Raw genomic sequence first — 25437 nt, forward strand, 5'->3', positions numbered from 1 at the left:
ATGACGGCGGAGCCCATCGCCACAGGCAACAAAGCGCCGGAGAACGGCACCCCGTATCGCGAGATCACCGACGCGCGCGGCCGCGTCTACCGCGTGGGCGAGACGGACCGGGACATCCTCGGCCACTCCCGCAAGATCATGGTGTATCTGCCGTGGATCGCGATGATGGCCATCAGTGTCTTCGAGTACGCGTTCGGCTCGGCGGAGGACACCCTTTCCCACGCCCACGGCTGGACGCAGTCCAACACCTTCTGGATTCTGAGTGTCTGGGTCTTCTTCCAGGCAGGCATAGCGTTCCCGGCGGGATGGATGCGCGAGAAGGGCATCCTGTCGGCGCGGGGCGCCATGTACATCGGGTCGTTCATGTGCCTGATCGGATTCCTCGCCCTGTCACACCTGAACAACGTATGGCTCGCGATCATCGGGTTCGGCGTCATCGGCGGCGTGGGCTCCGGCTTTGTCTACGCGACCTGCATCAACATGGTCGCCAAGTGGTTCCCCGAACGCCGTGGCGCGAAGACCGGGTTCGTCAACGGCGGATTCGCGTACGGCTCACTGCCGTTCATCTTCATCTTCAACTACGCCTTCGACACGGGCAATTACCACCGCGTCCTCGACCTGATCGGCGCGTACATCCTCGTCGTCGTTCTGACCTGCGCCTTCTTCTTCAAGGACCCGCCGAAGAACTGGTGGCCCTCCGACGTCGACCCGTTGGAGACGTCGGGCGCTTCGAAGAACGCGGTGAGCCTCGCCAAGAACCCTCCCGCGGTACGTCAGTTCACACCGAAGGAGGCCATCAGGACGGGAATGCTGCCGCTGATGTGGTTCACCCTCGTCATGACCGCGGGTGTCTCCATCTTCGGGATCTCCTTCCAGGTGGACTTCGCCAAGGAAGTGGGCTTCGGACCACTGGTCGCCGCGACGTCGATGGGGCTCATGGCCGTCATCAACGGCATCGGACGCGGAGTGGTCGGATGGCTCTCGGACATCTGGGGGCGCAAGGCGACCCTGGTGTTCGTGATCCTGACCCTCGGACTCTCACAGTTCGGCGTGATCTGGGCGGGCGACATCCACAGCGAGTGGCTGTTCCTGGTCTTCGCGTTCCTCTCGGGATTCGGTGGCGGTGCGTTCTACCCGATGTTCGCGGCGCTGACCCCGGACTACTTCGGGGAGAACTACAACGCCACCAACTACGGGCTCGTCTATAGCGGCAAGCTGGTCAGCGGTCTGTTCGGCGGCGGGCTCGGCTCGATGGTGGTGGCCGCGTGGGGCTACAACGGCGCGTACGCACTCGCGGGCGGCATCTCCATGCTGGCCGCGGCCGTCGCACTGCTGCTCCGCCAGCCGGGGCGGGAGAGGGCGCCGGCGCCCGCCTGATCCCCGTGACGTCACACAGCTCTCGTCACACAGCTCTCGCCGCGCGGCTTCCGCGCGGCGAGAGCTGTGTGGCTGTGTGTGCGGGCGCTTCAGCGCTTCTTGCGGAGAGCCGCCAGGTTGTCGTAGCCGATCTTCGCGAGCTTCAGGGACTGGCCGAGATCCGTGCCGCTGGGCGCGTTGTCCTGCTCGACCATGGGGTTGTGGTAATCCTTCTCGCCGACACGGCTGAAGAAGGTGCGGTAGTCGATGACGCCCTCGCCGAAGGCCACCATGTCGTAGCCCTCGCCACTGGTGTCGTTGCGGGTGCCGTCCTTGGCGTGGAACAGCGGGTAGCGCTTGTTGTTGCGGCTGACGAGCCCTGCCGGATCGAACACCTTCTCGCGCTGGGATCCGTCGTGCGCGGTGTACGTGTGGAACTTGTACTGCGCGACGTGCGCCCAGTAGATGTCCATCTCCAGCCAGACCGTCCTCGGGTCGGTGGCCTTGAGGAAGTACTCCAGCTTGCGGATGCCGGAGCTGCGGGTCGGGCGGCCCTGCGCGTCGAGCGGACCGCCGTCGAGCAGGAAGCCGTACGCCGCGTCGTGGTTGTGGGTGTAGAGCTTGATGCCGGCCTTGCGCGCGATGTCGCCCAGGCCGTTCCACTTGTCGGCGGCGACGTCCCAATCAGCCTTGTACGAGCTGTTGGTGGGGTCGCCGCCGGTTCCCATGTGGTCCATGCCGAGGATGTTGGCGATCTCCAGGTGCTTCTTGAACGTGTCGAGGTCGGGCTGCGTGAGCGGCCATGATCCCGGTATGAAGCCGTGGTTGCCCTGGGCGCGCAGGCCGTACTCGTCGAGCCAGGAGCGCAGCAGCTTGGCGCCCTCGACGGACTCGAGACTGGCACCGCCGGGAGCGTTGGCGTGCTGGCCGTAGCCCGCGAACTCGACCTGCTTGTAGCCGTAGCGGGCCAGTTCCTTGAACACCTCGCGGAAACCGGAGGGCAGGTCGGAGGCGAGCGGGTCACGGCCGGTCGCGTCACGCACCGTGTAGAGGATGATGCCGCGCTTCTTCGCCGGCACCAGGTCGCGGCCGTGACCGTGGTCATGGCCGCCCCCTGTCTGCGTCCGGGCGAAGGACGGTGCCGCGCCGAACACGGGCGCGGCGATCGCGCCCGCGCCGACAGCGGTGCATGTGCTGAGGAAACGGCGGCGGTTGATGCCAAGGCGCTGTCTGAGCGCCTCGTCGGCGGCGGGAGTGTCGTGGAAGTCGGTCACGGGTGCCTCTCCTGGGCTCATGGACTATGGGCTTTTCAACGTGCGGGCAGACGCCACTGGCGCGTTGTCAGTGACGCGTGATTCACTCTCTGTAACTGCTCCTGACCGGGCGGACGGTGGGGCGAGGTGTGCCTCAGCCCAGGCCGGCCAGGTCGAGGAGGAGGGATTTCACATCGGTGGCCGCGACGCGGCCGCTTACAGCGCGGGGGGTGGAGCACAGAATGAGCGGTCCGGAATCGGGGTCCTCGCTCGTGGGGAGGCGGCCGTGGCTGCCGCGAATAGGTGACGGGTCCAGGGGCACGACCGCCATGCGATAGCGCATTCCGAGCTTCTTGCGGGCCACCGCGCCCACGGCCTTGACGCGGACGTAGGGGTCCTGGGGGTCCATGAAGAGCTCGACGGGGTCGTAGCCGGGTTTGCGGTGGATCTCGACGAGCTGCGCGAAGTCGGGCGCGTGGGCGTCGTCGAGCCAGTAGTAGTACGTGAACCAGGCGTCCGGCTCCGCGACGGCGACGAGTTCGCCGGAGCGCGGGTGGTCCAGGTGGTTGGCCTTCTTGCCTTCGTCATCGAGGAGTTGCTCGATGCCGGGCAGGTCGGCGAGCGCTTGGCGGGTGGCCTCCAGGTCCTCGGGCCTGCGGACGTAGATGTGGGCGATCTGGTGGTCCGCGACGGCGAAGGCGCGCGATGTCATCGGGTCCAAATACTCCATGCCGTCCTGTGTGTGCACTTCGAGCAGGCCGGCGCGGCGCAGGGCGCGGTTGATGTCGACGGGGCGGTCCACGCGCGTGATGCCGTACTCGGACAGGGCGACGACGGTGCGGCCTTCGGCTTTCGCGTCGTCGAGGAGGGGGGCGATGGTCGCGTCCAGATCGGCGGCGGCCTGGTAGGAGCGCGGGTCGTCGGGGCCGAAGCGCTGTAGGTCGTAGTCGAGATGAGGGAGGTAGCACAGGGCCAGGTCGGGGTGGCGGGTGCTGATGATGTGACGCGTGGCGTCCACGATCCAGCGACTGGAGACGATGTCGGCGCCAGGGCCCCAGAAGTGGAAGAGGGGGAACGTACCGAATTTCTCGGTGAGTTCGTCGTGCAGGGCCGGGGGCCGGGTGTAGCAGTCGGGTTCCTTGCGGCCGTCGGCGTAGTAGACGGGACGGGGGGTGATGGTGATGTCGGTGTCGGCGCCCATGGCGTACCACCAGCAGATATTGGCGACGGTATAGCCGGGGTGCGCGCGGCGGGCGGCGTCCCACAGTTTGTCGCCCGAGACGAGGCCGTTGTGCTGGCGCCACAGGAGGACGTCGCCGAGCTCACGGAAGTACCAGCCGTTGGCGACGATGCCGTGCTCGGCAGGGGTGGTGCCGGTGAGGAAGGTGGACTGGGCGGCGCAGGTGACGGCGGGCAGGACGGTGCCGAGCGTGGCCTTGGAGCCGGACTGTCCCAGGGACTTGAGGTGCGGCATGTGGTCCAGGAGACGGGGGGTGAGGCCGACGACGTCCAGGACGAGGAGAGGAGTGGGGCTCATGGGAGTTCCTTCAGGCCGAGGTCCGTCAGGAGATCGCGGGCGAGGGTGAGCTCGGCGGCGATGCCGTCGGCGAGCTGGGGGCGGGATCGGGGGCGCAGTTCGGGAGGCAGCGCCTGCCAGGTGTAGGTCTCGACCTCGAGGTGACGGGTGCGGGGGGCGGGTCCGCCGACCAGGTGGGTGAGGGTGTCCTTGAGTACGGGGAGCGTGGAGGTGAGGGGCGGCGCGGGAGCGGCGTGGAGGGGGACGTGGAAGTGGGCGCGCCAGGGTGCCGTCTCGGGCAGGGCGTCGCCTGCGAGGGACTCACCGAGGTCGTCGGTACCGCGCAGTCCGGCTGCGGTGCGGGTGCGCGTCTGGTGCAGGAAGCGGGGTTCGTCGAAAGCGGCGAGGGCTTCGCGGACTCCGGGGAGATGGGGGTGTTCGGCGTGCAGGGCGGCAGAGAGCTGGGACTTCACGACGGGGATGCCCGCGGCGGCGAGCGCGTCGAGCGCGGTTCGCGGGTCCTCGAAGGAGGTGGCCAGGTGACAGGTGTCGACACAGACGCCGATGCGGTCGTGCCCGATCGCGGTGAGCGGGGCGATCGCGTCGCCCGTGGTCTCCACGGTGCAGCCCGGTTCCGGTTCGAGACCGATCCGGATCGAGCGACCGGTCAACTCCTCGAGCGCGTCCAGGCGTTGGGCAAGCGCGGTGAGAGCGGTACGAGAGGCTTCGGCGCCGGCAGCGTCGAAGGGGGTACGCCAAGCGAGAGGAAGGGTGGAGATGGTGCCTTCGGTGACGTCGTCCGGGAGAAGGGCGGCGAGGAGACGGGCCAGGTCGGTCGTGTGGGAGAGACGCTCGGGATCGGTCCAGTCCGGCTTGTAGACCCGGTACTTGACCTCCTCGGCGCCGAACCCTTCGTACGGGAAGCCGTTGAGGGTGACGACTTCGAGCCCGCGCCGGTCGAGTTCGGTGCGCAGGCCCCGCAGGGCGGCCGGGTCGGTGACCAGGGCGTGCGCGGCGTCTTTGGCGAGCCACAGGCCGATGCCCAGGCGGTCCCTGCCGAGCCGCTTGCGTACGGGTTCGCAGTGGTCGCGGAGCTGCGCGAGGACGCCGTCGAGGGTCTCGGCCGGGTGGACGTTGGTGCAGTACGCGAGGTGGACGACGCTGCCGTCGGGGTGCCTGAAGCGCATGGCTCACGCCCCGCCGCGGAGGATGGAGTTGCCCTCGTGGGTGGCCTCGGTGTCCTCGACGTCGAGGGCGAGGCGGCCGCTGAGTCCGTAGAAGGCCACCGGGTTGCGCCACAGGACCAGGTCGACATCGTCCTCGCTGAACCCGGACGCGAGCATGGCGTCGGCGACCTTGCGGGTCTTGAGCGGGTCGCTCTTGCCCCAGTCGGCGGCCGAGTTCACCAGGACCCGCTCGGGTCCGTGATCGCGCAGGATGGCGACCATCCGGTCCTCGTCCATCTTGGTGTCGGGATAGACGGAGAAGCCGAGCCAGCAGCCGCCGTCCTTGGCCTCCTTGACCGTGGTCTCGTTGAGATGGTCGATGAGGACCCGGTCCAGGGGCAGCGCGGATTCCCTGACGACATCGAGGGTGCGGCGCAGGCCGACGAGCTTGTCGCGGTGCGGGGTGTGGACGAGCGCCGGCAGTTCGTGGTCGGCGGCCAGTTGCAGCTGGGCGGCGAGCGCGGCGTCCTCGGCGGGGGTCATGGAGTCATAGCCGATCTCACCGACGGCGACGACGTTGTCCTTGACCAGATACCGGGGCAGCGCTTCCAGGACGGGGGTGCAGCGCGGGTCGTTCGCCTCTTTGGGGTTGAGGGCGATGGTGCAGTGGTGGGCGATGCCGTACTGCGCCGCGCGGAAGGGTTCCCAGCCCAGGAGGGAGTCGAAGTAGTCGAAGAAGGAGGCAGGTGAGGTGCGGGGCTGGCCCAGCCAGAACGCGGGCTCGACGACGGCGCGGACGCCTGCCGCGTACATGGCCTGGTAGTCGTCAGTAGTGCGGGACGTCATATGGATGTGGGGGTCGAAGATGCGCATCAGGACTCCTGCTCCTCGCCGGTCGAAGGGGTCACGGGGGCCGATGGGGCCACTGCGGCATAGGGGGCTGTAGGGGTGGTCAGGGCCAGGACACGGTGCAGATCGCTGGGGACGGGGCGACCTGCGGCGGTGCGTTCGCCCGCGTAGTCGCCGAGCATCCGGGCGAGTTCGGCGTCGGCACATGCGCGGCGGTCGAGGTCGGCGACGGCTTCCACGGAGACGCCGGTGAAGAGGCACTTGAGGACCGCGTGACGCCAGTGGTGCGGGGCGAGGTGCCGGGCGGCGTACGGACCGACAGCGGCGGCGACGAGCCGAGTGTCGTTGGTGCGCAGGGCGTCCTCGACCAGGGGCAGCGCCTCGGGACCCGGCACCAGGTGGGGCAGGGCGTGCAGGACGGCGCGGCGTTCGGCTGCGGTGCCTTGCTCGTAGACGCGGGCGAGGGTGGTCGGGTCCGCGTCGGCCGCGTGCAGGAGCAGCACGCGGGCGGCGTCGGCGTGCTCCTGGCCGCAGCGTCGGCCCGCCTCGGCGAAGCGCAACTCCCAAACAGGGGTGGTGCCTTGGTCCGGTTGCCCGTGGTGGGCTGCCGCTTCCGCGGTCGCCTGATCGAGCCAGGCGCGGGCGGCACCGCCGAGGGCGGCTTCGAGGCGGGTGCGGAGGTCGGCGATGGCGGGGGCATCGGTCACGGGGTTCCTCCTCTGGCTGGGGTGCGGGCCGACGGGGTGCGGGCCGACGGGGTGTGGGCCGCTTCGGTCGCCGCCCTGCGCAGGAACTCGATGGAGTGGGAGGCGAGTTGAGGGCCCGCATGGGAGTGGCGGGGCAGTTCGACGACGGTGAGGCCTTGGTAGCCGGTGGAGGCCAGGGCTTCGAGCACGGGCGGGAAGTCGATCTCCCCGTCGCCGAACGGGAGGTGTTCGTGAACACCACGGCGCATGTCCTCGATCTGGACGTGCCGTAGCCAGGGGGCGGCGGCGCGGACGCAGTCGGCGGGAGACTGCGGTTCGAGGCACTGACAGTGGCCGATGTCGAGGGTGAGGCCCAGGGGCTCCGGGTCGCCCAGTTTGTGACGGAGCCGGTGGAAGTCGGCGAGAGTGGAGAGGAGATGGCCTGGTTCCGGTTCGATGGCGATCGGTACGGCGGCGCCGGACGCGGCGTCCAGTACGGGGGCGAGGGCTTCGGCGAGCCGCTGCCAGGCGGCGTCTTCGGGGGTGCCTTCGGGGGTGATGCCGCTGAAGCAGTGCACGGCGTGGGCACCCAGGTCGGCGGCGATCTGGACGGCACGGATCAGCAGGCGGACACGGGCGGCACGCGCGTCCGGGTCGGGGTCCAGGAGCGAGGGGCCGTGCTTGCGGCGCGGGTCGAGCACATAGCGGGCGCCGGTCTCGATCGTGACCGTCAGACCCAGCCGCTCCAGGCCCCGGGCCACGTGGCGGGTGCGGGCGGCGAGGTCGTGAGCGAGCGGGTCGAGGTGCATGTGGTCGAGGGTGAGTCCGACGCCCTCGTAGCCGAGGTCGGCGAGAAGTCCGAGGGCGTCGTCGAGCCGGAGGTCGGTCAGCCCGTTGGTGCCGTAGCCGAAGCGGAGGGGGTGCGGGGGGCCCGCCCCGGGGCCGACCTTGCTCTTCGCTACCGCTTCCGGTCCCGTCGCCTGATCAGCCTCCGGGTCGGTGGCCCGGTCTGCTCGGTCTGCTCGGTCTACTCGGTCCGTTCGGTCTGTTCGGTCCGTCATGTGACGCTCACCTTTCGGCCGAACTTGCGGGCTGCTGGGGCCAGGGCGGCGGTCAAGAGAGCGGGGACTAGGGCTCCCGCTCGGGCGGAGAGAGCGGCCTGGAGCGGGATCATGGCTCGGATGCCGCCGCCCACGGCTCGTTGGGTCAGTTGGGGCGACGGGTTGAGCGCGGCGTGGAAGAGGGGGCGGGCGGCGGTGGCGGCGTAGCCGGCGGCGAGGGCGGCTTGGACGGCGCCTCGGACGCTGATGGTGCGCCTCAGCGTGAGCTCAGGGTGGGGTTGAAGAGTGCCGGGGCCGCCCGTGCCGCCGCTTCGGGCAAGCAGCTGTGCCAGGGCTGCGGTGGCGGCGAGGGCGCCCAGCGGTGCCGCCGTGGAGCCGCCCTGTGCCTCGCGGCGTGAGACCGCCGTCACCGCGAGGGTGTGGGCGCCCAGGACGAGGGCGGTCGGCACCGCCGCCCGGAGGCTGGGGCCAGGGCCGGTGGGCTTCCCGGCAGGGGCGGGTTGGGTGCGGGGGAGGCGAATCGGCGGTTGGTTCGGGGCCGTTGCCGCCGCTCCCAGGAGCAGGTCGAGGGCGCGGGCGCCGGCCATGGCGACCGGGCCCGCCGGGGTGTGCTTGAGGCCCAGGTCGTAGGCCCACACGGTTGCCGCCAGGGCGCTCGCCACCCTCAGGGCGGGGCGGCCCGCGCCCGCGGCCAGGGCCAGGCCTCCCGCCGTCAGAGCCGCTGCCGCTCCCAGTGCCGCCGACGGGGCGATGCGGCCGGACGGGAGGGGGCGGTGGGGGCGTTCGATCGCGTCGTCCGCCCGGTCCGCCCAGTCGTTGAGGGCCATGCCCGCTTCGTAGAGGGAGAGGGAGGCTGCGATGGCGAGGAGGGTGCGGCGGTTGGGGCACAGTCCCGTCGCCGCCGCGCCGGCGAGGGCGTCGCCGGGCACGGTGAACAGGGCCGAGACCCGCAGCAGCTCGGCCCAGTCGCGAGCGGATCCCAGGGGGACACCGCCAGCACCCCTCCGGCTGACGCCCGGCTGCACACCGCCCGATCCCTCACGGCTGACGCCCGGCTGCACACCGCCCGATCCCTCACGGCTGACCCCCGCCCGCACACTCCCCGAACCCTCACGGCTGACCCCCGCCCGCACACTCCCCGATCCCTCACCGCTGACCCCCGCCCGCACACCCCCCGAACCCTCACCGCCACCGCCCACCCCCAGCCCCTCCGAACCCTCAAACCCGTCACCCACCCCCAGCCCTCCCGGTCCCTCACCCCCGGCGCTCATGCAGAAGCCCCCCGAAGTCGCGACGCGAAGGCCGTCAGTGCCTCGTACTGTTCGGCCAGGGCCGATGACGAGCCCTCGTCCGGGGACTTGAAGTAGAAGCCCAGTTCGCTCAAGGGGCCGGAGAGGCCCCTTTCGTGGGCGCGGGCCAGCAAGCGGGCCAGGTCCAGGATCAAGGGCGCCGCCAGGGCCGAGTCGCAGCCCTGCCAGGTCGTTTGCAGGACCATCCGCGCGCCGAGGAAGCCGTCGAACGCGATGTGGTCCCAGGCGGTCTTCCAGTCGCCGAGCGACGGGACGTCGTCGATGTGGACCTCGCCCTCCGGGGCGGAGCCCAGCGTGTCGGCAAGGACCCGTTCCTTGCCCGCGTTCTTGGCTGCCGCCGCGGCCGGGTCCGCGAGGGCCGCGCCATCGCCGCCGCCCAGGAGGTTCGTGCCGGACCAGGCCCGGACGGCGAGCGCGCGCTGGGCGAACATCGGGCCGAGGACGGAGCGGAGGAGGGTCTGGCCCGTCTTGCCGTCCCTGCCCGCGTGAGGGAGCCCCGACGACGCGGCCAAGGAAGCGAGTGCCGGATGGTGCAGCCCCGTCGACGGGGTGAAGTTCACGTACGGGCAGCCCGCCCGCAGCGCCGCCGCCGCGTAGAGGGAGCTGGCGGGCAGCCTGCCCTCGCCCTCGACGGGCAGCGGTTCCGTCGAAGCCACGTTCACCACCACCGCGCGGGCGAGCCCCCGGCGACGTACGAAATCGCGGAGGTCGGCGGCGAACGATGCGATCAGTTCCTCGTCCGACCTGTCGTCGGAGTCCCCGGAGCGCGGTCCCCCCATGCGGATCTCCGCGTCCGCGGCGGCCAGTTCCGCGCTCACGGCCGAGGGGACGCCGTGCGGGAGCACTCCCCCCGCGGCCAGTTGCTCGGCCCGTTTGGGCAAGGGGCACTCCACCGTGTCGTGGCCGCCGAAGACGAGCGACGACAACGTTGGCAGACCACAGTCCGCGAACGGCGGGGTCTCCGTCACCATGCCGGTCGGTGCGTGCAGACCGGCCGCCACGGCCGCGCACCCCGCGACAGCCGTGGTGGCGACCGAACCTCGCGCCCCGATCAGCCACACCCCGGTAAGACCGCCGGAGGAAGAAGACGATGGGGACGATGGGGAAGAAGAGGAATTGGACACGGCTGCCTCCTGTCGTACGCGCGCGAACGCGCGGGGAAGAAAGACGGCGGGCGGAGGTCCGGCGTCCTTCGCCCGCCGTCGTCTAGCGGCCCACGCCGGCGGCGGTGCGGGCCGGCAGGTCCTTCACCCGGATGTCACGGAACGAGACCTGGTCGTCGGCACCGTGGTTCTGGATGCCGATGTGACCGTCCTTCAGGCTCCTTGCCGCATCCGTGTTGGTGAAGTCGTTGATCTTCACTCCGTTGAGATAGATCCGAAGGCGTTCGCCCTCGACCCGGAGCTCGTAGGTGTTCCACTCCCCCGGCGGGTTCAGCGCCTTGTCGCGCTTCTTCAGGTCGGCGGACTTGAAGCCGTAGACGGAGCCCGTGGTCTTCTCCGGGACGTCGGTGGCGTCGATCTGGATCTCATAGCCGTTGTTCACGGCCGACCAGGGGTCGTCGGAGGGCGGGAAGCCCACGAAGATCCCGGAGTTGTCGTCGCCGTCCATGCGCCAGTCCAGCTTGAGGGAGTAGGAGCCGAGCTCCTTCGCCCCGTCGTACCAGAGCATGCCCATGCCGCCGACGGTCTTCAGGGTGCCATCGCCCTCGTTCAGGGCGAAGGAGCCGGGGCCCGCCTGCTTCCAGGCCTCCAGGGACTTCGCCGTGCCGTCGAAGATCGGCGTGTAGCCCTTCTCCGGACGGCAGTCGGCCTGCACCGCACCCGTCGCCCAGCGGATCCCGCCGAGCAGATGCGTCCGGTACGCGGGATCGGCGAACGACTCCTTGGTGTGACCGCTGCCCGTGTAGAAGGAACGGCCGGCTGTTCCTTCGACGGAGGCCTGGCACCAGGCGATGGGATGGTCGCCCGACATCGAGCCGCCGGTGTACGACGACTCGTCGAGCGAGGCGAGGACGTGGGCGCGGTCCCGGGGATTGGAGCGGTAGTTGTACCACTCGTCGGTCCGGTCCCAGACCCCCGGCAGATGCGCCGTGGACGGGTGGCCATGGTCCTCGACATCGACCTTCGCGGGCTGGATCGCGGGGTGCGACTGGAAGTAGGCGCCCGCGAGGCCTCCGTAGAAGGGCCAGTCGTACTCGGTGTCGGCGGCGGCGTGCACGCCCACGTACCCGCCGCCCTTCTTGATGTAGCCCTCGAAGGCGGTCTGTTGCGAGGCGTTGAGGACATCGCCCGTCGTCGAGAGCCAGACCACGGCGTCGTACTGCGCGAGATTCTTGGCCGTGAACGCTCCGGCGTCCTCGGTCGCGTCGACGGCGAACCCGTTCGCCGCGCCGAGCTCCTTGATGGCGGCGATGCCGTCAGGAATGGAGTCGTGCCGGAAGCCCGCGGTCTTGGAGAAGACAAGGACCTTCTCGCCGTCGGCCCTGCCGTCCGGTTTGGAGGCCGCGGGGCCCGATACACAGCCGATGAGCAGGGCGGCCGTGGCGGTCGCGATGGTGATCCGTGCGGATGCGCGCATGATGGCCCCCTTCTCAGCTCGTGGTGAAGGTGAAGTCGTCGACGTCGTACAGGGCGCCTGTGCCCGTGCCCTTGAAGACCAGGAAGAGCGTCGTCGTCTTCGTGGGTGCCTTGGAGAGGGTGGCGCTCACGTCGGCGTACGTCTCCCAGCCGCCGGTCGGTGCGACCTTGGCCTTGCCCAGGAGCTGGCCGGTGGCCGATCCGCTGCGGACCTCGAGCGTGCCGCCCGCGCCGGCCGACGCGACGCGCGCGGTCAGCTTCGTGGCGTTGCCGAGGATGTAGGGCTTGAAGGAGATCCAGTCGCCGTTGTTGATGTCGCCGACCGTCTTCCCGCCGTGCGCCGGGGTGTGGTTCGCCACGGAGACGCCCTTGGAGCCGTCGTAGTGCTCGCCCTGGCGGTGCTTGGGCTGGACGACGTTCTGGTCGTGGGTGGTCAGCGCGGGCTGGCCGTTCGCACCCTTGTCGGTGTACTCGGCGTCGAAGACCCCGAAGATGTTCGCGTTCGGGTCGTGCTCGCCGTCCGCGGACGTCTGGATGGTGCCCTCGCAGCCGTTGGCCGATGTCACCGGGTGGCCGTGGCTGTCGTGGCCGAGGATGTGGGTGACCTTGACCTTCGTGCAGTCGATCGGACCGTCCTCACGGTCGGTCACCTTCACCTTGAAGGGCACCTTGTCGCCGAAGGTGAACAGCTGCCCGTCACCGGGGAGTTCCAGGGTCACCTTGGGCGCGGTGTTGCCGACGGTGATGTGCGCGCTGGCCGAGCCGGTGCGCCCGGTGGAGTCCTTGACGGTCACGGTCGCCGTGTAGACGCCGTTCTTCTTGTACGTGTACGAGGGGTTCTGCTGAGTCGACTTGCCGCCGTCGCCGAAGTCCCAGGCGTAGGTGAGGGTGCCGCCGTCGGCGTCCGTGGCCTTCGCGGTGAGGTTGGTCTTGAGCGGGGCCTGGCCGCTGGTCACGGAGGAGCTCGCTTCGACGACCGGGGAGTGGCCGTCCGTGGCGTTCTCGATGCGGAAGAGACCGGAGTTCTCGTCGCCGCCGAACCAGGCCGTGCCGTAGTCGAGGACGTAGAGGGCGCCATCAGGGCCGAACTCCATGTCCATTATCTGCGTTCCCGTCCACGGGAACGGGTTGATCTTCGAAACCGCGCCGTCCGCGCCCTGTTCGATGCGCTTGATCCAGCGCCGCCCGAACTCACCCGCGAAGAAGTCGCCGTCGTACGCCTCCGGGAACTTCACCGGGGAGGTGTTCGCCGCGTCGTAGCGGTAGACGGGGCCGCCCATCGGGGACTCGGAGCCGGTGCCGAACTCGGGGACGGAGCCGTTGTCGTACGGGATCCAGGCCTCTTGCGCGGGCGGCAGGTCGGTCAGTCCTGTGTTGTGCGGGGAGTCGTTCTTCGGCGCGGCGCAGTCGAAGGAGGCGCCGGAGGTCTTTGTCTCGAAGTCGTAGTCGACGTACGCGTCGTTCTTGCCGGTGCAGAACGGCCAGCCGAAGTTGCCCGGCTTGGTCACGCGGGCGAACTCGACCTGTCCGGCGGGGCCACGCTTGGGGTCGGCGGCGCCCGCGTCGGGGCCGTAGTCACCGACGTAGACGATGCCCGTCGGCTTGTCGACGCTCATCCGGAAGGGGTTGCGGAAGCCCATCGCGTAGATCTCGGGGCGGGTCTTCTCGGTGCCCTTGGCGAAGAGGTTGCCGTCCGGGACCGTGTAGGTGCCGTCGTCGGCGACCTTGACGCGCAGGATCTTGCCGCGCAGGTCGTTGGTGTTGCCCGCGCTGCGCCGGGCGTCGAAGGCGGGGTTGCGGCTCGCGCGCTCGTCGATGGGCGTGAAGCCGTCCGATGCGAAGGGGTTGGAGTCGTCGCCGGTCGAGAGGTAGAGGTTGCCGTCCTTGTCGAAGTCGATGTCGCCGCCGACGTGGCAGCAGATGCCGCGGCTCGCGGGGACGTCGAGGACCTTCTTCTCGCTGGCGTTGTCGAGGGTGCCGTCGGCCTTCAGGACGAAGCGGGAGAGGCGGTTGACGCCGTCGAACTTCTTGAAGTCGTCGGCGGTGCCGTTCTCCGGGGCGTCGCCCGCCGGGGTGTCGAGCGGCGGCGCGTAGTAGAGGTAGATCGCGCGGTTCTCGCTGAACTTCGGGTCGAGGCCGACGCCTTGGAGGCCCTCTTCGTCGTGCGAGTAGACCGGTATCTTGCCCGCGATCTTGGTGTTGCCCGCCGCGTCCGTGAGGCGGAGTGTGCCGTCGCGGGAGGTGTGCAGGACCGAGCGGTCGGGCAGGACGGTGAGCGTCATGGGCTCGCCCGTCTCGGGTTCGCCCTTGGCGAGGGTCACCTGCTGGAAGTCTTCGGCCACCGGGGCCGCCGCGGCCTTGTCGGCCTGCTCCTGGGCGGCACGGACCGCCTCGGGGTCGGCGGCGTTCGCGGTGGGGGCGGCGAGGGTGAGGGTGGCGCCGGCCAGCAGGGTGCCGGTGAAGAGCGCGAGGGTCTTGCGGAGTCTCAGGCGTTTCCTGTGCACGGGGTTCCTCCGGAAGGGGGACGGTCGTACGCGGGTGTGGTGCGGGGGCGCTGGGCGCCGGGGTGCGCCGCCACCCCGGAAGGTTCATGTCCTGTACACATCAAGGACGGTAGCCACGTTTGTCTGTGGCCGAAAGCCCTTGTACCGCATCAGAGTTCGGCTTTTACCTTACGCGGGACAAAGTGGGCGCGGGCAGGGCAAGTTGCCCCACCCTGCCCCTTTCCGTAACCAGGGGCCGGGCCCCTGGACCCCGAAGGCATCGAGGACTGATCGAGGACTAGTCGAGGACTAATTTCCGCCGAACGCCGCATCGAAAGACGCCGACGGAGGATCGAAGTCAAAGGCCTTGAGCCGCCGAAGCGCCTCCGGCGCCCCCTGGAGCCGGTCCATCCCCGCGTCCTCCCACTCCACCGAGATCGGGCCCTCGTACGCGATCGAGCGCAGCATCCGGAACACGTCCTCCCAGGGGACGTCCCCGTGGCCCGCCGACACGAAGTCCCAGCCGCGGCGCGGGTCGCCCCACGGGAGGTGGGAGCCGAGGCGGCCGTTGCGGCCGTCCAGGCGGCGCCTCGCCTCCTTGCAGTCGACGTGGTAGATGCGGTCCCGGAAGTCGTAGAGGAAGCCGACCGGGTCCAGGTCCTGCCACACGAAGTGCGAGGGGTCGAAGTTCAGGCCGAAGGCCGCGCGGTGGCCAACCGCCTCCAGGGCACGGTGCGTTGTCCAGTAGTCGTACGCGATCTCCGAGGGATGCACCTCGTGGGCGAAGCGGACGCCCTGTACGTCGAAGACGTCGAGGATCGGGTTCCAGCGCTCGGCGAAGTCGTCGTAGCCACGCTCGATCATCGCCTCCGGCACCGGCGGGAACATCGCCACCAGGTGCCAGATCGACGAGCCGGTGAAGCCGATGACGGTGTCGACACCGAAGGCGGCTGCCGCTCGTGCCGTGTCCTCGATCTCGCGGGCGGCCCGCTGCCGTACGCCCTCCGCCTCACCGTCGCCCCAGATGCGGGCGGGCAGGATCGCCTGGTGCCGCTCGTCGATGATCGCGTCACAGACGGCCTGCCCCACCAGGTGGTTGGAGATGGCCAGGCACTTCAGGCCGTACTTGTCGAGGAGTTGGCGGCGCGAGTCCAGGTACGAACGGTCGTTCAGCGCCTTGTCGACCTCGAAGTGGTCGCCCCAGCAGGCGAGTTCGAGTCCGTCGTAGCCGAAGTCGCGGGCGAGGCGGCAGACCTCCTCCAGTGGAAGGTCAGCCCACTGGCCGGTGAAGAGTGTGAAGTCGCGGGGCATGAACGGGCCTCCTCAGACCGTGACGGGGGTGGAAGCTATGGGCGTCGAAGCTATGGGCGTGTAGACCGAGTTCTTCGCCGCGCTCTCCTCCACCGCGGCGAGTACCCGCTGCACCGAAAGGCCCGCGGCGAAGGACGGTTCGGGCTGCGCGTCCGTGGCGATGGCGTGCAGCAGGTCACGCGCCTGATGCACGAAGGTGTGCTCGTAGCCGAGGCCGTGGCCCGGCGGCCACCATGCCTCCAGGTAGGGATGGCCGGGCTCGGTCACCAGGATGCGGCGGAAGCCGGAGGAGGTGGCGGGCTCGGTGTGGTCGTGGAAGGAGAGCTCGTTCAGGCTCTCCAGGTCGAAGGCCAACGAGCCGTTGGAGCCGTTGAGTTCGAGCCGCAGGGCGTTCTTGCGGCCCGCGGCGAACCGCGTCGCCTCGAAAGACGCGAGGGCGCCCGAAGGGAAGCGAGCGGTGAAGACCGCCGCGTCGTCCACCGTGACCTGCCCGGATGCGGCGCCCCCCTCCCCCGTGAGCCCGCTGGACGCCCCGTCGAGCAGCGGGCGCTCCCGTACGAACGTCTCGGTCAGCGCCGATACGCCCGCCACCGGCTCCCCCACCAGGAACTGCGCGAGGTCCACGATGTGCGCCCCCAGATCGCCGAGCGCGCCCGATCCCGCGCGGTCCTTGCGCAGCCGCCACGTCAGCGGGAAGCCGGGGTCGACCAACCAGTCCTGGAGGTACATGAGCCGGACGTGCCGCAGCGCGCCGAGCCGGCCCTCCGCGACCATCTGCCGGGCGAGCGCGAGGGCGGGAACGCGGCGGTAGTTGAAGCCGACCATGGCCATCTGACCCCGGGCACGGGCCCGTTCGGCGGCCTCGGCCATCTCCTCGGCCTCCTCGACCGTGTTGGCGAGCGGCTTCTCGCACAGCACGTGCTTGCCCGCGTCGAGCGCAGCGATCGCGATCTCGGCATGACTGTCGCCGGGAGTGCAGATGTCGATGAGGTCGACGTCGTCACGGGCCACGAGTGCGCGCCAGTCGGTCTCCGCGGCCGCCCACCCGAGCCGGTCCGCCGCGGCGCGCACGGCGACGCCGTCGCGTCCGCAGACCGCCGACAGGACCGGCCGCAGTGGCAGATCGAAGACGCGTCCGACGGTGCGCCAGCCCTGGGAGTGGGCGGCACCCATGAAGGAGTATCCGACCATGCCCACCCCCAGTGGCCGCTTACCCGTCTCAGCCTCGTGTTCCGTCTCACGCATGCGGGACTCCTCCTCGTAAATGCTCGGTGGGGGGTGCGGAAGCGCGCATCACTTGAAGCCGGTGGACATGTACTTGCTGAGGTTTTCCTTGTCGACCACGGCCGAGTAGAGCGTGATGAAGGCCGGGATCTCGAATTCGGCCATACCGCTGACGCCCTTGCCCTGACCGAGTGCACGCGCCAGGTCGATCGCGGACGCGGCCATCGTGGGCGGGTACAGGACGGTGGCCTTGAGCACGCTGTCGTCGGACTCGATGGCCTGGAACGCGGAGAGCGCGCCCGCGCCGCCGACCATCAGGAAGTCGTCGCGGCCCGCCTGCTTGATGGCGCGCAGGGCGCCCACGCCCTGGTCGTCGTCGTGGTTCCACAGCGCGTCGAAGTTCTTCTGGGCCTGGAGGAGCTGGGACATCTTCTGCTGCCCCGACTCGACGGTGAACTCGGCGGCCTGCCGGGCGACCTTCTCGATGTTCGAGTAGTTCTTCAGGGCGTCGTCGAAGCCCTTGGAACGCTGCTTGGTGAGCTCCAGGTTGTCGAGACCCGCGAGTTCGACGACCTTGGCGCTCTTCTTGCCCTTGAGCTTCTCGCCGATGTAGTGGCCCGCGCTGAGGCCCATGCCGTAGTTGTCGCCGCCTATCCAGCAGCGGTAGGCCTGCGGGGATGCGAAGACCCGGTCGAGGTTGACGACGGGGATGCCCGCCTTCATGGCCTTCAGGCCGACCTGGGTGAGCGCCTTGCCGTCGGCCGGCAGGATCACCAGGACGTCGACCTTCTTGTTGATCAGCGTCTCGACCTGGCCGATCTGGGCGGCGGTGTCGTTCGAGCCCTCGGTGGACTCCAGCGTCACGTCCGAGTACTTCTTCGCCCGCTCCTTGGCGTTGTCGTTGATCGCGTTGAGCCAGCCGTGGTCGGCCTGCGGGCCCGCGAAACCGATGGTGACCTTCTTGCCGGGCTTGTCGTCGGCGACCGGCTGGTCCTTGTCGTCCGAGCCCTCATCCTTGGCCTCGTTGCTGGTGCACCCCGTGACGAGCGCACCGGTGGACAGGGCGGCGGCTCCGAAGAGCAAGCCTCTGCGGCTCGCGAAGGCAGATATCTCTGGCATGGCGGTGAACCCTTCGAGTCAGGGAGTTGAGGACGTACGTCGTTGGACGAGCACCGCGGCGACGATGATCGCGCCCTTGGCGATCTGCTGGACGGCGGTCTCCAGGTTGTTGAGCGCGAAGATGTTCTGGATCGTCGTGAAGATCAGCACGCCGAGCACGGAACCGGTGATGGTGCCGCGGCCGCCGCTGAGCAGGGTGCCGCCGATGATCGCCGCGGCGATGGCGTCGAGTTCATACAGATTGCCGTTGGTGTTCTGGCCCGACCCGGAGAGGATGATCAGCAGGAAGGCCGCGATGCCGCAGCAGAGTCCGGAGAGCAGGTAGAGATAGAGGCGCTGCCTGCGTACGTCGATGCCGGCGAGGCGGGCCGCTTCCGCGTTGCCGCCGACCGCGACCGAGCGCCGCCCGAAGGTGGTGCGGTTCAGGAGCAGCCAGCCGACGACGGTGACGGCGGCGAAGACGAGGACGAGCGGCGGGATGCCGAGGATGTAGGAGTCGCGCTCGCCGAGCTTCAACACCCCGTCCACGGTGACCATCTGGGTCTTGCCGTCGGTGATCTGCAGGGCGAGTCCACGGCCCGCGGCCAGCATGGCGAGCGTCGCGATGAACGGCACCATCCCGCCGTACGCGATGAGCATTCCGTTGACGAGACCGCAGGCCATGCCGACGATCACCGCGGTGAAGAGGATGCCCGCGAAGCCGTACTCCTGCGTGGCGACCGTCGTCGCCCACACCGAGGCGAGAGCGACGATCGCGCCGACCGACAGGTCGATGCCGCCGGAGATGATCACGAAGGTCATGCCCACTGTGACGACGCCGATGACGGACGCCTGGGTCAGGACCAGCTGGACGTTGTCGGTGTCCAGGAACGAGTCGGGCTGGGTGATGCCGCCGATCAGGATCAGCACGGCGAGCACGCCGAGCAGGGACAGCGTCCGCACGTCTGCGCGCGCGACGACTGTCCGCAACGGGCTTGCACCGTCCGCCGATTGACTCTTCGATGCGGCGGGCCTTGGCGGCGATGCGGGCTGCGTCATGACGCCGGGCTCCCTTCGAGTACGAGGTCGAGTACGCGGTGTTCGTCGAGGTCGCGGGCCGGCGCCGTATGGACGACGCGGCCTTCGCGCAGGACCAGGACGCGGTCGGCGAGGCCGAGGACTTCGGGGACCTCGCTGGAGACGAGCAGGACGGCGAGGCCTTCGTCGGCGAGGCGTCGGATCACCGCGTACAGCTCGGCGCGGGCGCCGACGTCCACTCCGCGGGTGGGCTCGTCGAGCAGCAGGACGCGGCAGCCGCGGAGCAGCCAGCGGGCGAGAACGGCCTTCTGCTGGTTGCCGCCGGAGAGGGTGCGCACGGGCGCGGAGGGGTTGTCGGGGCGCAGGGACAGCTCGCGGGTGGCGGCCTGCGCGGCCCTCTTCTCAGCGCCACGGTCGAGCCAACCGCCGTGCGAGAAGCGGGACATGGTGGAGACCGACACATTGTTGGTGACGGACTCCAGCATCAGCAGGGCCTGCGCCTTGCGCTCCTCGGGGGCGAGGCCGAGTCCCGCGCGGACGGCGGCGCGCACGCTACCGGGCCGCAAGGCCTGTCCGTCGACGGTGACTTGACCGGCGCTCGGTTTGCGCGCGCCGTAGATGGTCTCCAGGATCTCGGAGCGGCCGGATCCGACGAGCCCGGCCAGGCCGACGATCTCGCCGGGGCGCAGTTCGAGGTCGAGGGGTTCGAACTCGCCTTCTCGGGCGAGGCCGCTCACCTTCAACACCGGTTGCGCGGCGGGTGGGTCGGCCGGCCGGTCCGGGAAGACGTACTCGACGTTGCGGCCCGTCATCAGGGCGACGACCTCGCGGGTCGGGGTCTCCTTCGCGGGGAGCCCGACCGCCACCGCACGGCCGTCCTTGAGGACGGTGACGCGGTCGCCGATGCGGCGGATCTCTTCCAGACGGTGGGAGATGTAGACGACGGCGACGCCGTCCGCCGTGAGATCGCCGACGATGCGGAAGAGGTTGTCGACCTCGTCCGGGTCGAGGGCGGCGGACGGCTCGTCCATGACGATGAGTCGCACTTCGTGGGAGAGCGCGCGAGCCATCGACACGATCTGCTGATGCGCCGCGGAGAGCTCACCGACGAGTCGCCCCGGGTCGATCTCTGAGTGGCCGAGTCGCTTGAGCAAGGCGGCGGTTGATGCCTTCGCCGCCCCGCCGCGCACGACGAATCCGGCGGCGGTCGGCTCATGCCCCAGGTGCACGTTCTCGGCGACGGAAAGGCCCTCCACCAGGTCGAGCTCCTGGTAGATGGTGGCGATGCCGAGGCGCATGGCGGCGATGGGCGACTTGAGCGCGGTGCGCTCGCCGCGCCAGGTGATCTCGCCGTCGTCGGGCTGATGGGCCCCGGCGAGGACCTTGATGAGCGTGGACTTCCCGGCGCCGTTCTGGCCGAGGAGGCAGTGCACTTCGCCGGCCTGGACCTGGAGGTCGACGCCGTCGAGGGCGCGGACGCCGGGGAACGACTTGGTGATGCCGGACATGGTGAGCAGCGGTGGTTCTGGTGCCATGACGGTTTCCCCTAGGCGGGTGCGGCCGGATGCAGGGCAGGGCGAAGCAGGGCGCTGTGCTGGGTGAGGTGAGGTGCGTCGTACGGGTCGTACGTACGCGCCGGTCAGGCCGGTGAGAACAAGTGGTCGCTGATGAGCCGGGCGCCGCCGATGACTCCGGCGGTCGGCCCCAACTCGCCGAGGACGATGGGGAGATTGCCGGTCGCCAGGGGCAGCGACTGGCGGTAGACCTGGGTGCGGATGGCGGCGAGCAGCGTATGGCCGAGGCCGGTCACACCGCCGCCGATCACCACGAGGCCCGGATTGAAGAAGCTGACGAGGCCCGCGATGACCTGGCCGGTGCGGTTGCCGCCCGCGCGGATGAGGTCGAGTGCGGTGGCGTCACCGGCGGCCGCTGCCGCCGCGACATCGATCGCGCTGAGTTTCCCGGCCGCTTCCAGGCGCGTCGCGAGTTCCTGGGAACGCCCTTGACCTGCTGCGTCCTCGGCGTCACGGGCGAGTGCCGCGCCGCTGAAGTACGCCTCCAGGCAGCCCTTGTTGCCGCAGGCGCAGGGCCGCCCGTCCGGTTCGACCTGGATGTGGCCGATGTCGCCCGCGCTGCCGGTCACCCCTCGGTAGACCTCACTGCCGACGACGATTCCGCAGCCGATGCCCGTGCCGATCTTGACGCAGAGGAAGTCGCCCACCGAGCGTGCGACGCCCGCGTGCTGCTCCCCCATCGCCATCAGGTTCACGTCGTTGTCGACCATGACGGGACAGCCGAGATCCTGGCTGATGGCCTCCCGTACGGGGAAACCGTCCCACCCCGGCATGATCGGCGGAGCGACCGGGACGCCCTCGGGGAAGCGGACGGGACCCGGGACGCCGATTCCGGCGCCGTCGAACCCTTCCGCGAGCCCGGAGGCCTTCAACTTGGCTGCCATGGCGAGGACTTGCTCGAAGACGGCGACGGGGCCTTCGCGCACGTCCATGGGCTGGTTGATATGGCCGAGCACCTCAAGCTCGGCATTGGTCACCGCTACGTCGACCGAGGTCGCGCCGATGTCCACGCCGAGGAAGCGGAGGCCGGGGGCCAGGCGGATGTTGTGGGAGCGACGGCCGCCGCGCGAGGCGGCGAGTCCGTCGGCGACCACGAGTCCGGTCTCCAGGAGCCGGTCCACCTCGACGGCCAGCTTCGACCGCGAGAGGTCGACCTGATCGCCCAGCTGGGCACGGGAGTTGGGCCCTCCGTCACGCAGCAGTCGCAGCAGTCGCGCCTGGTGCGCATTGGCGGGTCGAGCCGTCATACGTCTCACGCGCCCCTCCCCGCCTCATCGGGCAACTCATGTTCGTCGCGCCGGACTTCCGTCCGTCGCGTCGACCTTTCGAGGGGAACGTAGCAGCGCCTGCCGGGAGTGGGAAGAAGTTACGCAGGAATTACCCATGACTTTCTCCAGTCACAGGACAAAGGCGCGGACGGCCGTGCGCGGCGGGGTGAGCCCGGCGGACCGGCGGCGCTGACGCCTCAGCAGTCGCGCTCGCGCTGGTGGTACGTCTGGCGCGTGTGTTCCGTGTGGGCGCGCATGATGTCCGTCGCCCGGCGCTCGTCGCGCTCCGCGATCGCCGCGATCAGTTCGCGGTGCTCGATCCAGGACTTCTTGCCGCGCTGACGGGCCACCGGCGTGTAGTACCACCGCACACGGCGGTCCACCTGGCCGGCGAGTTCGGCGAGGACGACATTGCCCGCGAGCTCCATGACCTTGGCGTGGAAGGCCGCGTTGGTGGTCACCACCAGGTCCACATCGCCGTCCGCGACGGCCTGCTCCCCCTTGGTGCACAGCTCTTCCAGGGCGGTGATCCCGGCGGTGCCCGTGTTGGCCGCCGCGAGCCGGGCGGCCTCCGCCTCCAGGAGCGTACGGACCGTGAGCAGCTGGTCCGCCTCCTCCTCGGTGGGCTCGTGCACGAATGCACCCTGTGCGGGTCGCAGATCGACCCAGCCCTCGGTGTTGAGCCGCTGCAACGCCTCCCGTACGGGCTGCCGCGACACCCCCAAGTGCCCGGCCAGCTCACTCTCCACGAGGTGCTGGCCCGGCTGAAGGGCGCGCGTCGTGATGAGTTCGAGCAGCGCCTCGTACACCCGTTCCCTGAGCGGACCAGGGCGTTCGAGCTTGGGCACCGCCCCCTGCGGCAGTCCTGTGGACAACATCGTGGCCCCCTCCTCGACGATTGCCTTTTGTCTACAGTCTACTGAGCACAATGGCCAGGGCTAGGGGCAGTTGGGCCGATCACACCATGCGATACGGCCATCTTCCGCGGGTTCGTCCGCGGGTTCGTCCGCTACGGGCAGCGGATGACCTGGCCCGCGTACGAGAGGTTCCCGCCGAAGCCGAAGAGCAGCACCGGGTCCCCATGGACGATCTCGCCGCGCTCCACCAGCTTGGACAGGGCGAGAGGGATGCTGCCCGCCGAGGTGTTGCCGGAGTTGACGACGTCGCGCGCGACGACCGCGTTGACCGCGCCGATGCGCCCGGCGAGCGGCTCGATGATGCGCAGGTTGGCCTGGTGCAGGACGACCGCCGAGAGGTCCTCCGGGGTGAGGCCGGCTCGCTCGCAGGCCTTGCGGGCGAGCGGCGGCAGCTGCGTCGTCGCCCAGCGGTAGACGCTCTGGCCCTCCTGCGCGAAGCGCGGCGGCGTGCCCTCGATGCGTACGGCGTTGCCCATCTCGGGCACCGAGCCCCACAGGACGGGGCCGATGCCGGGCTCCTCGCCGGGGGCGCACGCCTCGACGACGGCCGCACCCGCGCCGTCCCCGACCAGGACGCAGGTGGTGCGGTCCGTCCAGTCGGCGACCTCGGACATCTTGTCCGCGCCGATCACCAGGGCGCGGGTCGCGGCGCCCGCCCGTACCGCGTGGTCGGCGGTGGCGAGCGCGTGCGTGAAGCCCGCGCACACCACGTTCACGTCCATGGCCGCCGGTGACGGGATGCCGAGGCGGGCCGCCACGCGGGCCGCCATGTTCGGCGAGCGGTCGATCGCCGTGGAGGTGGCGACCAGGACCAGGTCGATGGCGTCCGGCGCGAGACCCGCGGCGGCGACTGCCTTGGCCCCTGCGTGCGCGGCGAGCTCGTCGACCGGCTCCTCCGGCCCCGCGATGTGGCGGGTGCGGATGCCCACCCGGGACCGGATCCACTCGTCGCTGGTGTCGACCATGCCCGACAGGTCCTCGTTGGTGAGGATCTTGGCGGGCTGGTAGTGGCCGACGGCGGCGATGCGTGAGCCGTGCATGAACGGGTCCCCCTTGGTGCCGGAGATGCGGGACCGTCCAGTCTGGTCAGCGACTCACCAGTAACGGGGCACGTAAAGCAACAGGAATCGGGCGTGGGGTTTGGACACTTCTCATCATCACGTCACCCGGTGAAGAGCTGTGCGGCCTTGTGTACGAGTTCATACACCCCATATCCGAGCGGTATGCCCACCCAGAGCCAGGCGACGACGATCAGCGCCCGGCGGCGCGGCGGGCTACTTGGCGGCGTGCTGGTCGGTGCCGTCATGGGTGGCCTCCCTCGGGGCTGGGATGTGGTGGCGGGCATGGACGGGCCGGACGAACTCGTTCGCCACGAAGCCGATGATCAGCAGGCCGATCATGATCGACAGGGAGAGGCCGTAGAGCCCCGCTCCGTGCTTCCCCGCGTCCTCCTGGCGGTCGGCGACCCAGTTGACGATCAGCGGCCCGAGGACGCCCGCCGTGGACCAGGCGGTGAGGAGCCGGCCGTGGATCGCGCCGACCTGGTACGTCCCGAAGAGATCCTTCAGATATGCGGGGATCGTCGCGAAGCCACCCCCGTAGAAGGAGAGGATCACCAGGGCGCAGACGACGAAGAGCGGTTTCGACGCGTCTCCGAACTGGGCGATCAGCAGATACATCAGCGCGCCGACGCCCAGGTAGACGCGGTAGACGTTCTTGCGGCCGATCAGGTCGGACGCCGATGACCAGCCGATACGTCCCGCCATGTTCGCGGCGGAGAGCAGAGCGACGAAGCCCGCGGCGGCGGACACCGAGACCGGCGTCTCGGTGTCGGAGAAGAAGTCGGTGATCATCGGCGCCGCCTTCTCCAGGATGCCGATGCCCGCGGTCACGTTCATGCAGAGCACGATCCACAGGCACCAGAACTGGGGCGTGCGCACGGCGGCCCGAGCCGACACCTGCGGCCCGTCGAGCACACCGGGAGCACCCGGCGCGTGGGCCCCCTCCGTACGCGGCACCCGCACCAGGAGCACGCCGAGCGTCATGAAGGCGGCGTACGTGAGGCCATGCACCAGGAAGGCGAGCGCGATGCCGTCGGAGTCGGCACCGAAGGAGTCCAGCATCTGCGCGGACCAGGGCGACGCGATGAGCGCACCGCCGCCGAAGCCCATGATCGCGATGCCGGTCGCCATGCCGGGGCGGTCCGGGAACCACTTGATCAGCGTCGATACGGGCGAGATGTAGCCGATGCCGAGGCCGATCCCGCCGACGAAGCCGTAGCCGAAGACGATCAGCCAGTACTGACTGATCGCCGCACCGAGCGCCGCGATCAGGAAGCCGGACGAGAAGCAGGTGAGGGCGACCGCCATCGCCCAGCGCGGCCCGTTGCGCTCGACGAAGGTGCCACCGAAGGCGGCCGAGAGGCCGAGCATCACGATACCGAGCTGGAAGGGCAGCGCGCTCTGCGTGCCGCTGAGGTGGAGTGCTGACTCCAGCGGGGGCTTGAAGACGCTCCAGGCGTAGGCCTGGCCGATAGAGAGGTGCACGGACAGGGCCGCCGGTGGCACGAGCCAGCGACTCCATCCGGGAGGTGCGACGGGAGGCTTCATGATCCCGAACAGTAGGAATCAACTGAGGAGTTGGGAAGGGGACATGCATGTTTTCGTCGACGGTATGCAATGTGCCGCGCAGACTCTTGCTGGGCCAACTTCCATACTGTAGACAATATTCCATCGACAGTTCATGACT

Annotated in this window: 21 protein-coding genes; 1 reads left to right on the plus strand and 20 read right to left on the minus strand. The window is 69.7% G+C overall.

Annotated features, from left to right (window positions below; translation table 11 throughout):
• Window positions 1-1377 (plus strand): OFA family MFS transporter, encoded by a 1377-nt coding sequence (locus ACGFSB_RS05500; RefSeq protein ID WP_393394460.1) that lies wholly within the window; start codon window positions 1-3, stop codon window positions 1375-1377.
• A gap of 89 nt (window positions 1378-1466) precedes the next feature.
• Here the strand turns inward: ACGFSB_RS05500 and ACGFSB_RS05505 are convergent, their stop codons facing one another.
• From ACGFSB_RS05505 to ACGFSB_RS05600, 20 genes are all read right to left on the minus strand, one after another.
• Window positions 1467-2630, minus strand: a complete 1164-nt coding sequence (locus ACGFSB_RS05505) for a sugar phosphate isomerase/epimerase family protein (protein WP_393394463.1) — start codon at window positions 2628-2630, stop codon at window positions 1467-1469.
• Between the two features lie 133 nt (window positions 2631-2763).
• A complete protein-coding gene (locus ACGFSB_RS05510) occupies window positions 2764-4146 on the minus strand; it encodes an alkaline phosphatase family protein (protein ID WP_393394465.1) in 1383 nt (460 codons plus the stop codon).
• Window positions 4143-5312 (minus strand): metabolite traffic protein EboE, encoded by a 1170-nt coding sequence (gene eboE / locus ACGFSB_RS05515; RefSeq protein ID WP_393394468.1) that lies wholly within the window; start codon window positions 5310-5312, stop codon window positions 4143-4145. Before eboE ends, ACGFSB_RS05510 begins: the two co-directional genes overlap by 4 nt.
• Before the next feature lie 3 nt (window positions 5313-5315).
• Complete coding sequence (locus ACGFSB_RS05520; RefSeq protein ID WP_393394471.1) at window positions 5316-6164, minus strand: TatD family hydrolase; 849 nt, start codon at window positions 6162-6164, stop codon at window positions 5316-5318.
• The gene (locus ACGFSB_RS05525; protein ID WP_393394473.1) at window positions 6164-6847 is read right to left on the minus strand and encodes an EboA domain-containing protein; all 684 of its coding nucleotides are present in this window, start codon (window positions 6845-6847) and stop codon (window positions 6164-6166) included. Before ACGFSB_RS05525 ends, ACGFSB_RS05520 begins: the two co-directional genes overlap by 1 nt.
• Window positions 6844-7887, minus strand: a complete 1044-nt coding sequence (locus ACGFSB_RS05530) for a sugar phosphate isomerase/epimerase family protein (protein ID WP_393394475.1) — start codon at window positions 7885-7887, stop codon at window positions 6844-6846. The genes ACGFSB_RS05525 and ACGFSB_RS05530 overlap by 4 nt, the downstream gene beginning before the upstream one ends.
• Window positions 7884-9020: an SCO3242 family prenyltransferase gene (locus ACGFSB_RS05535; protein ID WP_393395762.1), complete on the minus strand. Its 1137-nt coding sequence runs from the start codon at window positions 9018-9020 to the stop codon at window positions 7884-7886. The genes ACGFSB_RS05530 and ACGFSB_RS05535 overlap by 4 nt, the downstream gene beginning before the upstream one ends.
• Before the next feature lie 134 nt (window positions 9021-9154).
• Window positions 9155-10321: an inositol-3-phosphate synthase gene (locus tag ACGFSB_RS05540; protein ID WP_393394478.1), complete on the minus strand. Its 1167-nt coding sequence runs from the start codon at window positions 10319-10321 to the stop codon at window positions 9155-9157.
• An 82-nt stretch (window positions 10322-10403) separates the two neighbouring features.
• On the minus strand, window positions 10404-11777 hold the full coding sequence (locus ACGFSB_RS05545; RefSeq protein ID WP_393394481.1) for a ThuA domain-containing protein: 1374 nt from the start codon (window positions 11775-11777) through the stop codon (window positions 10404-10406).
• A gap of 13 nt (window positions 11778-11790) precedes the next feature.
• Window positions 11791-14280, minus strand: a complete 2490-nt coding sequence (locus ACGFSB_RS05550; protein WP_393394484.1) for a PQQ-dependent sugar dehydrogenase — start codon at window positions 14278-14280, stop codon at window positions 11791-11793.
• Between the two features lie 288 nt (window positions 14281-14568).
• A complete protein-coding gene (locus ACGFSB_RS05555; protein ID WP_393394485.1) occupies window positions 14569-15570 on the minus strand; it encodes a sugar phosphate isomerase/epimerase family protein in 1002 nt (333 codons plus the stop codon).
• Window positions 15571-15582: 12 nt separating this feature from the next.
• On the minus strand, window positions 15583-16815 hold the full coding sequence (locus ACGFSB_RS05560; RefSeq protein ID WP_393394488.1) for a Gfo/Idh/MocA family protein: 1233 nt from the start codon (window positions 16813-16815) through the stop codon (window positions 15583-15585).
• 48 nt (window positions 16816-16863) lie between these two features.
• Window positions 16864-17913: a substrate-binding domain-containing protein gene (locus tag ACGFSB_RS05565; RefSeq protein ID WP_393394491.1), complete on the minus strand. Its 1050-nt coding sequence runs from the start codon at window positions 17911-17913 to the stop codon at window positions 16864-16866.
• 18 nt (window positions 17914-17931) lie between these two features.
• Entirely contained in the window at window positions 17932-18951 is a 1020-nt protein-coding gene (locus ACGFSB_RS05570; RefSeq protein ID WP_393394493.1) for an ABC transporter permease, read from the minus strand.
• Window positions 18948-20465, minus strand: coding sequence for a sugar ABC transporter ATP-binding protein (locus ACGFSB_RS05575; RefSeq protein ID WP_393394496.1), 1518 nt, complete (start codon window positions 20463-20465; stop codon window positions 18948-18950). The genes ACGFSB_RS05570 and ACGFSB_RS05575 overlap by 4 nt, the downstream gene beginning before the upstream one ends.
• Before the next feature lie 104 nt (window positions 20466-20569).
• Window positions 20570-21751, minus strand: coding sequence for an ROK family protein (locus ACGFSB_RS05580; RefSeq protein ID WP_393394499.1), 1182 nt, complete (start codon window positions 21749-21751; stop codon window positions 20570-20572).
• A gap of 218 nt (window positions 21752-21969) precedes the next feature.
• Entirely contained in the window at window positions 21970-22650 is a 681-nt protein-coding gene (locus ACGFSB_RS05585) for a GntR family transcriptional regulator (RefSeq protein ID WP_393394502.1), read from the minus strand.
• A 131-nt stretch (window positions 22651-22781) separates the two neighbouring features.
• Window positions 22782-23729, minus strand: coding sequence for a beta-ketoacyl-ACP synthase III (locus tag ACGFSB_RS05590; RefSeq protein ID WP_393394505.1), 948 nt, complete (start codon window positions 23727-23729; stop codon window positions 22782-22784).
• A 122-nt stretch (window positions 23730-23851) separates the two neighbouring features.
• Window positions 23852-23995 (minus strand): hypothetical protein, encoded by a 144-nt coding sequence (locus ACGFSB_RS05595; RefSeq protein WP_393394508.1) that lies wholly within the window; start codon window positions 23993-23995, stop codon window positions 23852-23854.
• On the minus strand, window positions 23964-25298 hold the full coding sequence (locus tag ACGFSB_RS05600; protein WP_393394511.1) for an OFA family MFS transporter: 1335 nt from the start codon (window positions 25296-25298) through the stop codon (window positions 23964-23966). The genes ACGFSB_RS05595 and ACGFSB_RS05600 overlap by 32 nt, the downstream gene beginning before the upstream one ends.
• Window positions 25299-25437 lie beyond the last annotated feature (139 nt).

Source organism: Streptomyces sp. NPDC048441, assembly GCF_043200235.1.
Taxonomy (GTDB): Bacteria; Actinomycetota; Actinomycetes; order Streptomycetales; family Streptomycetaceae; genus Streptomyces.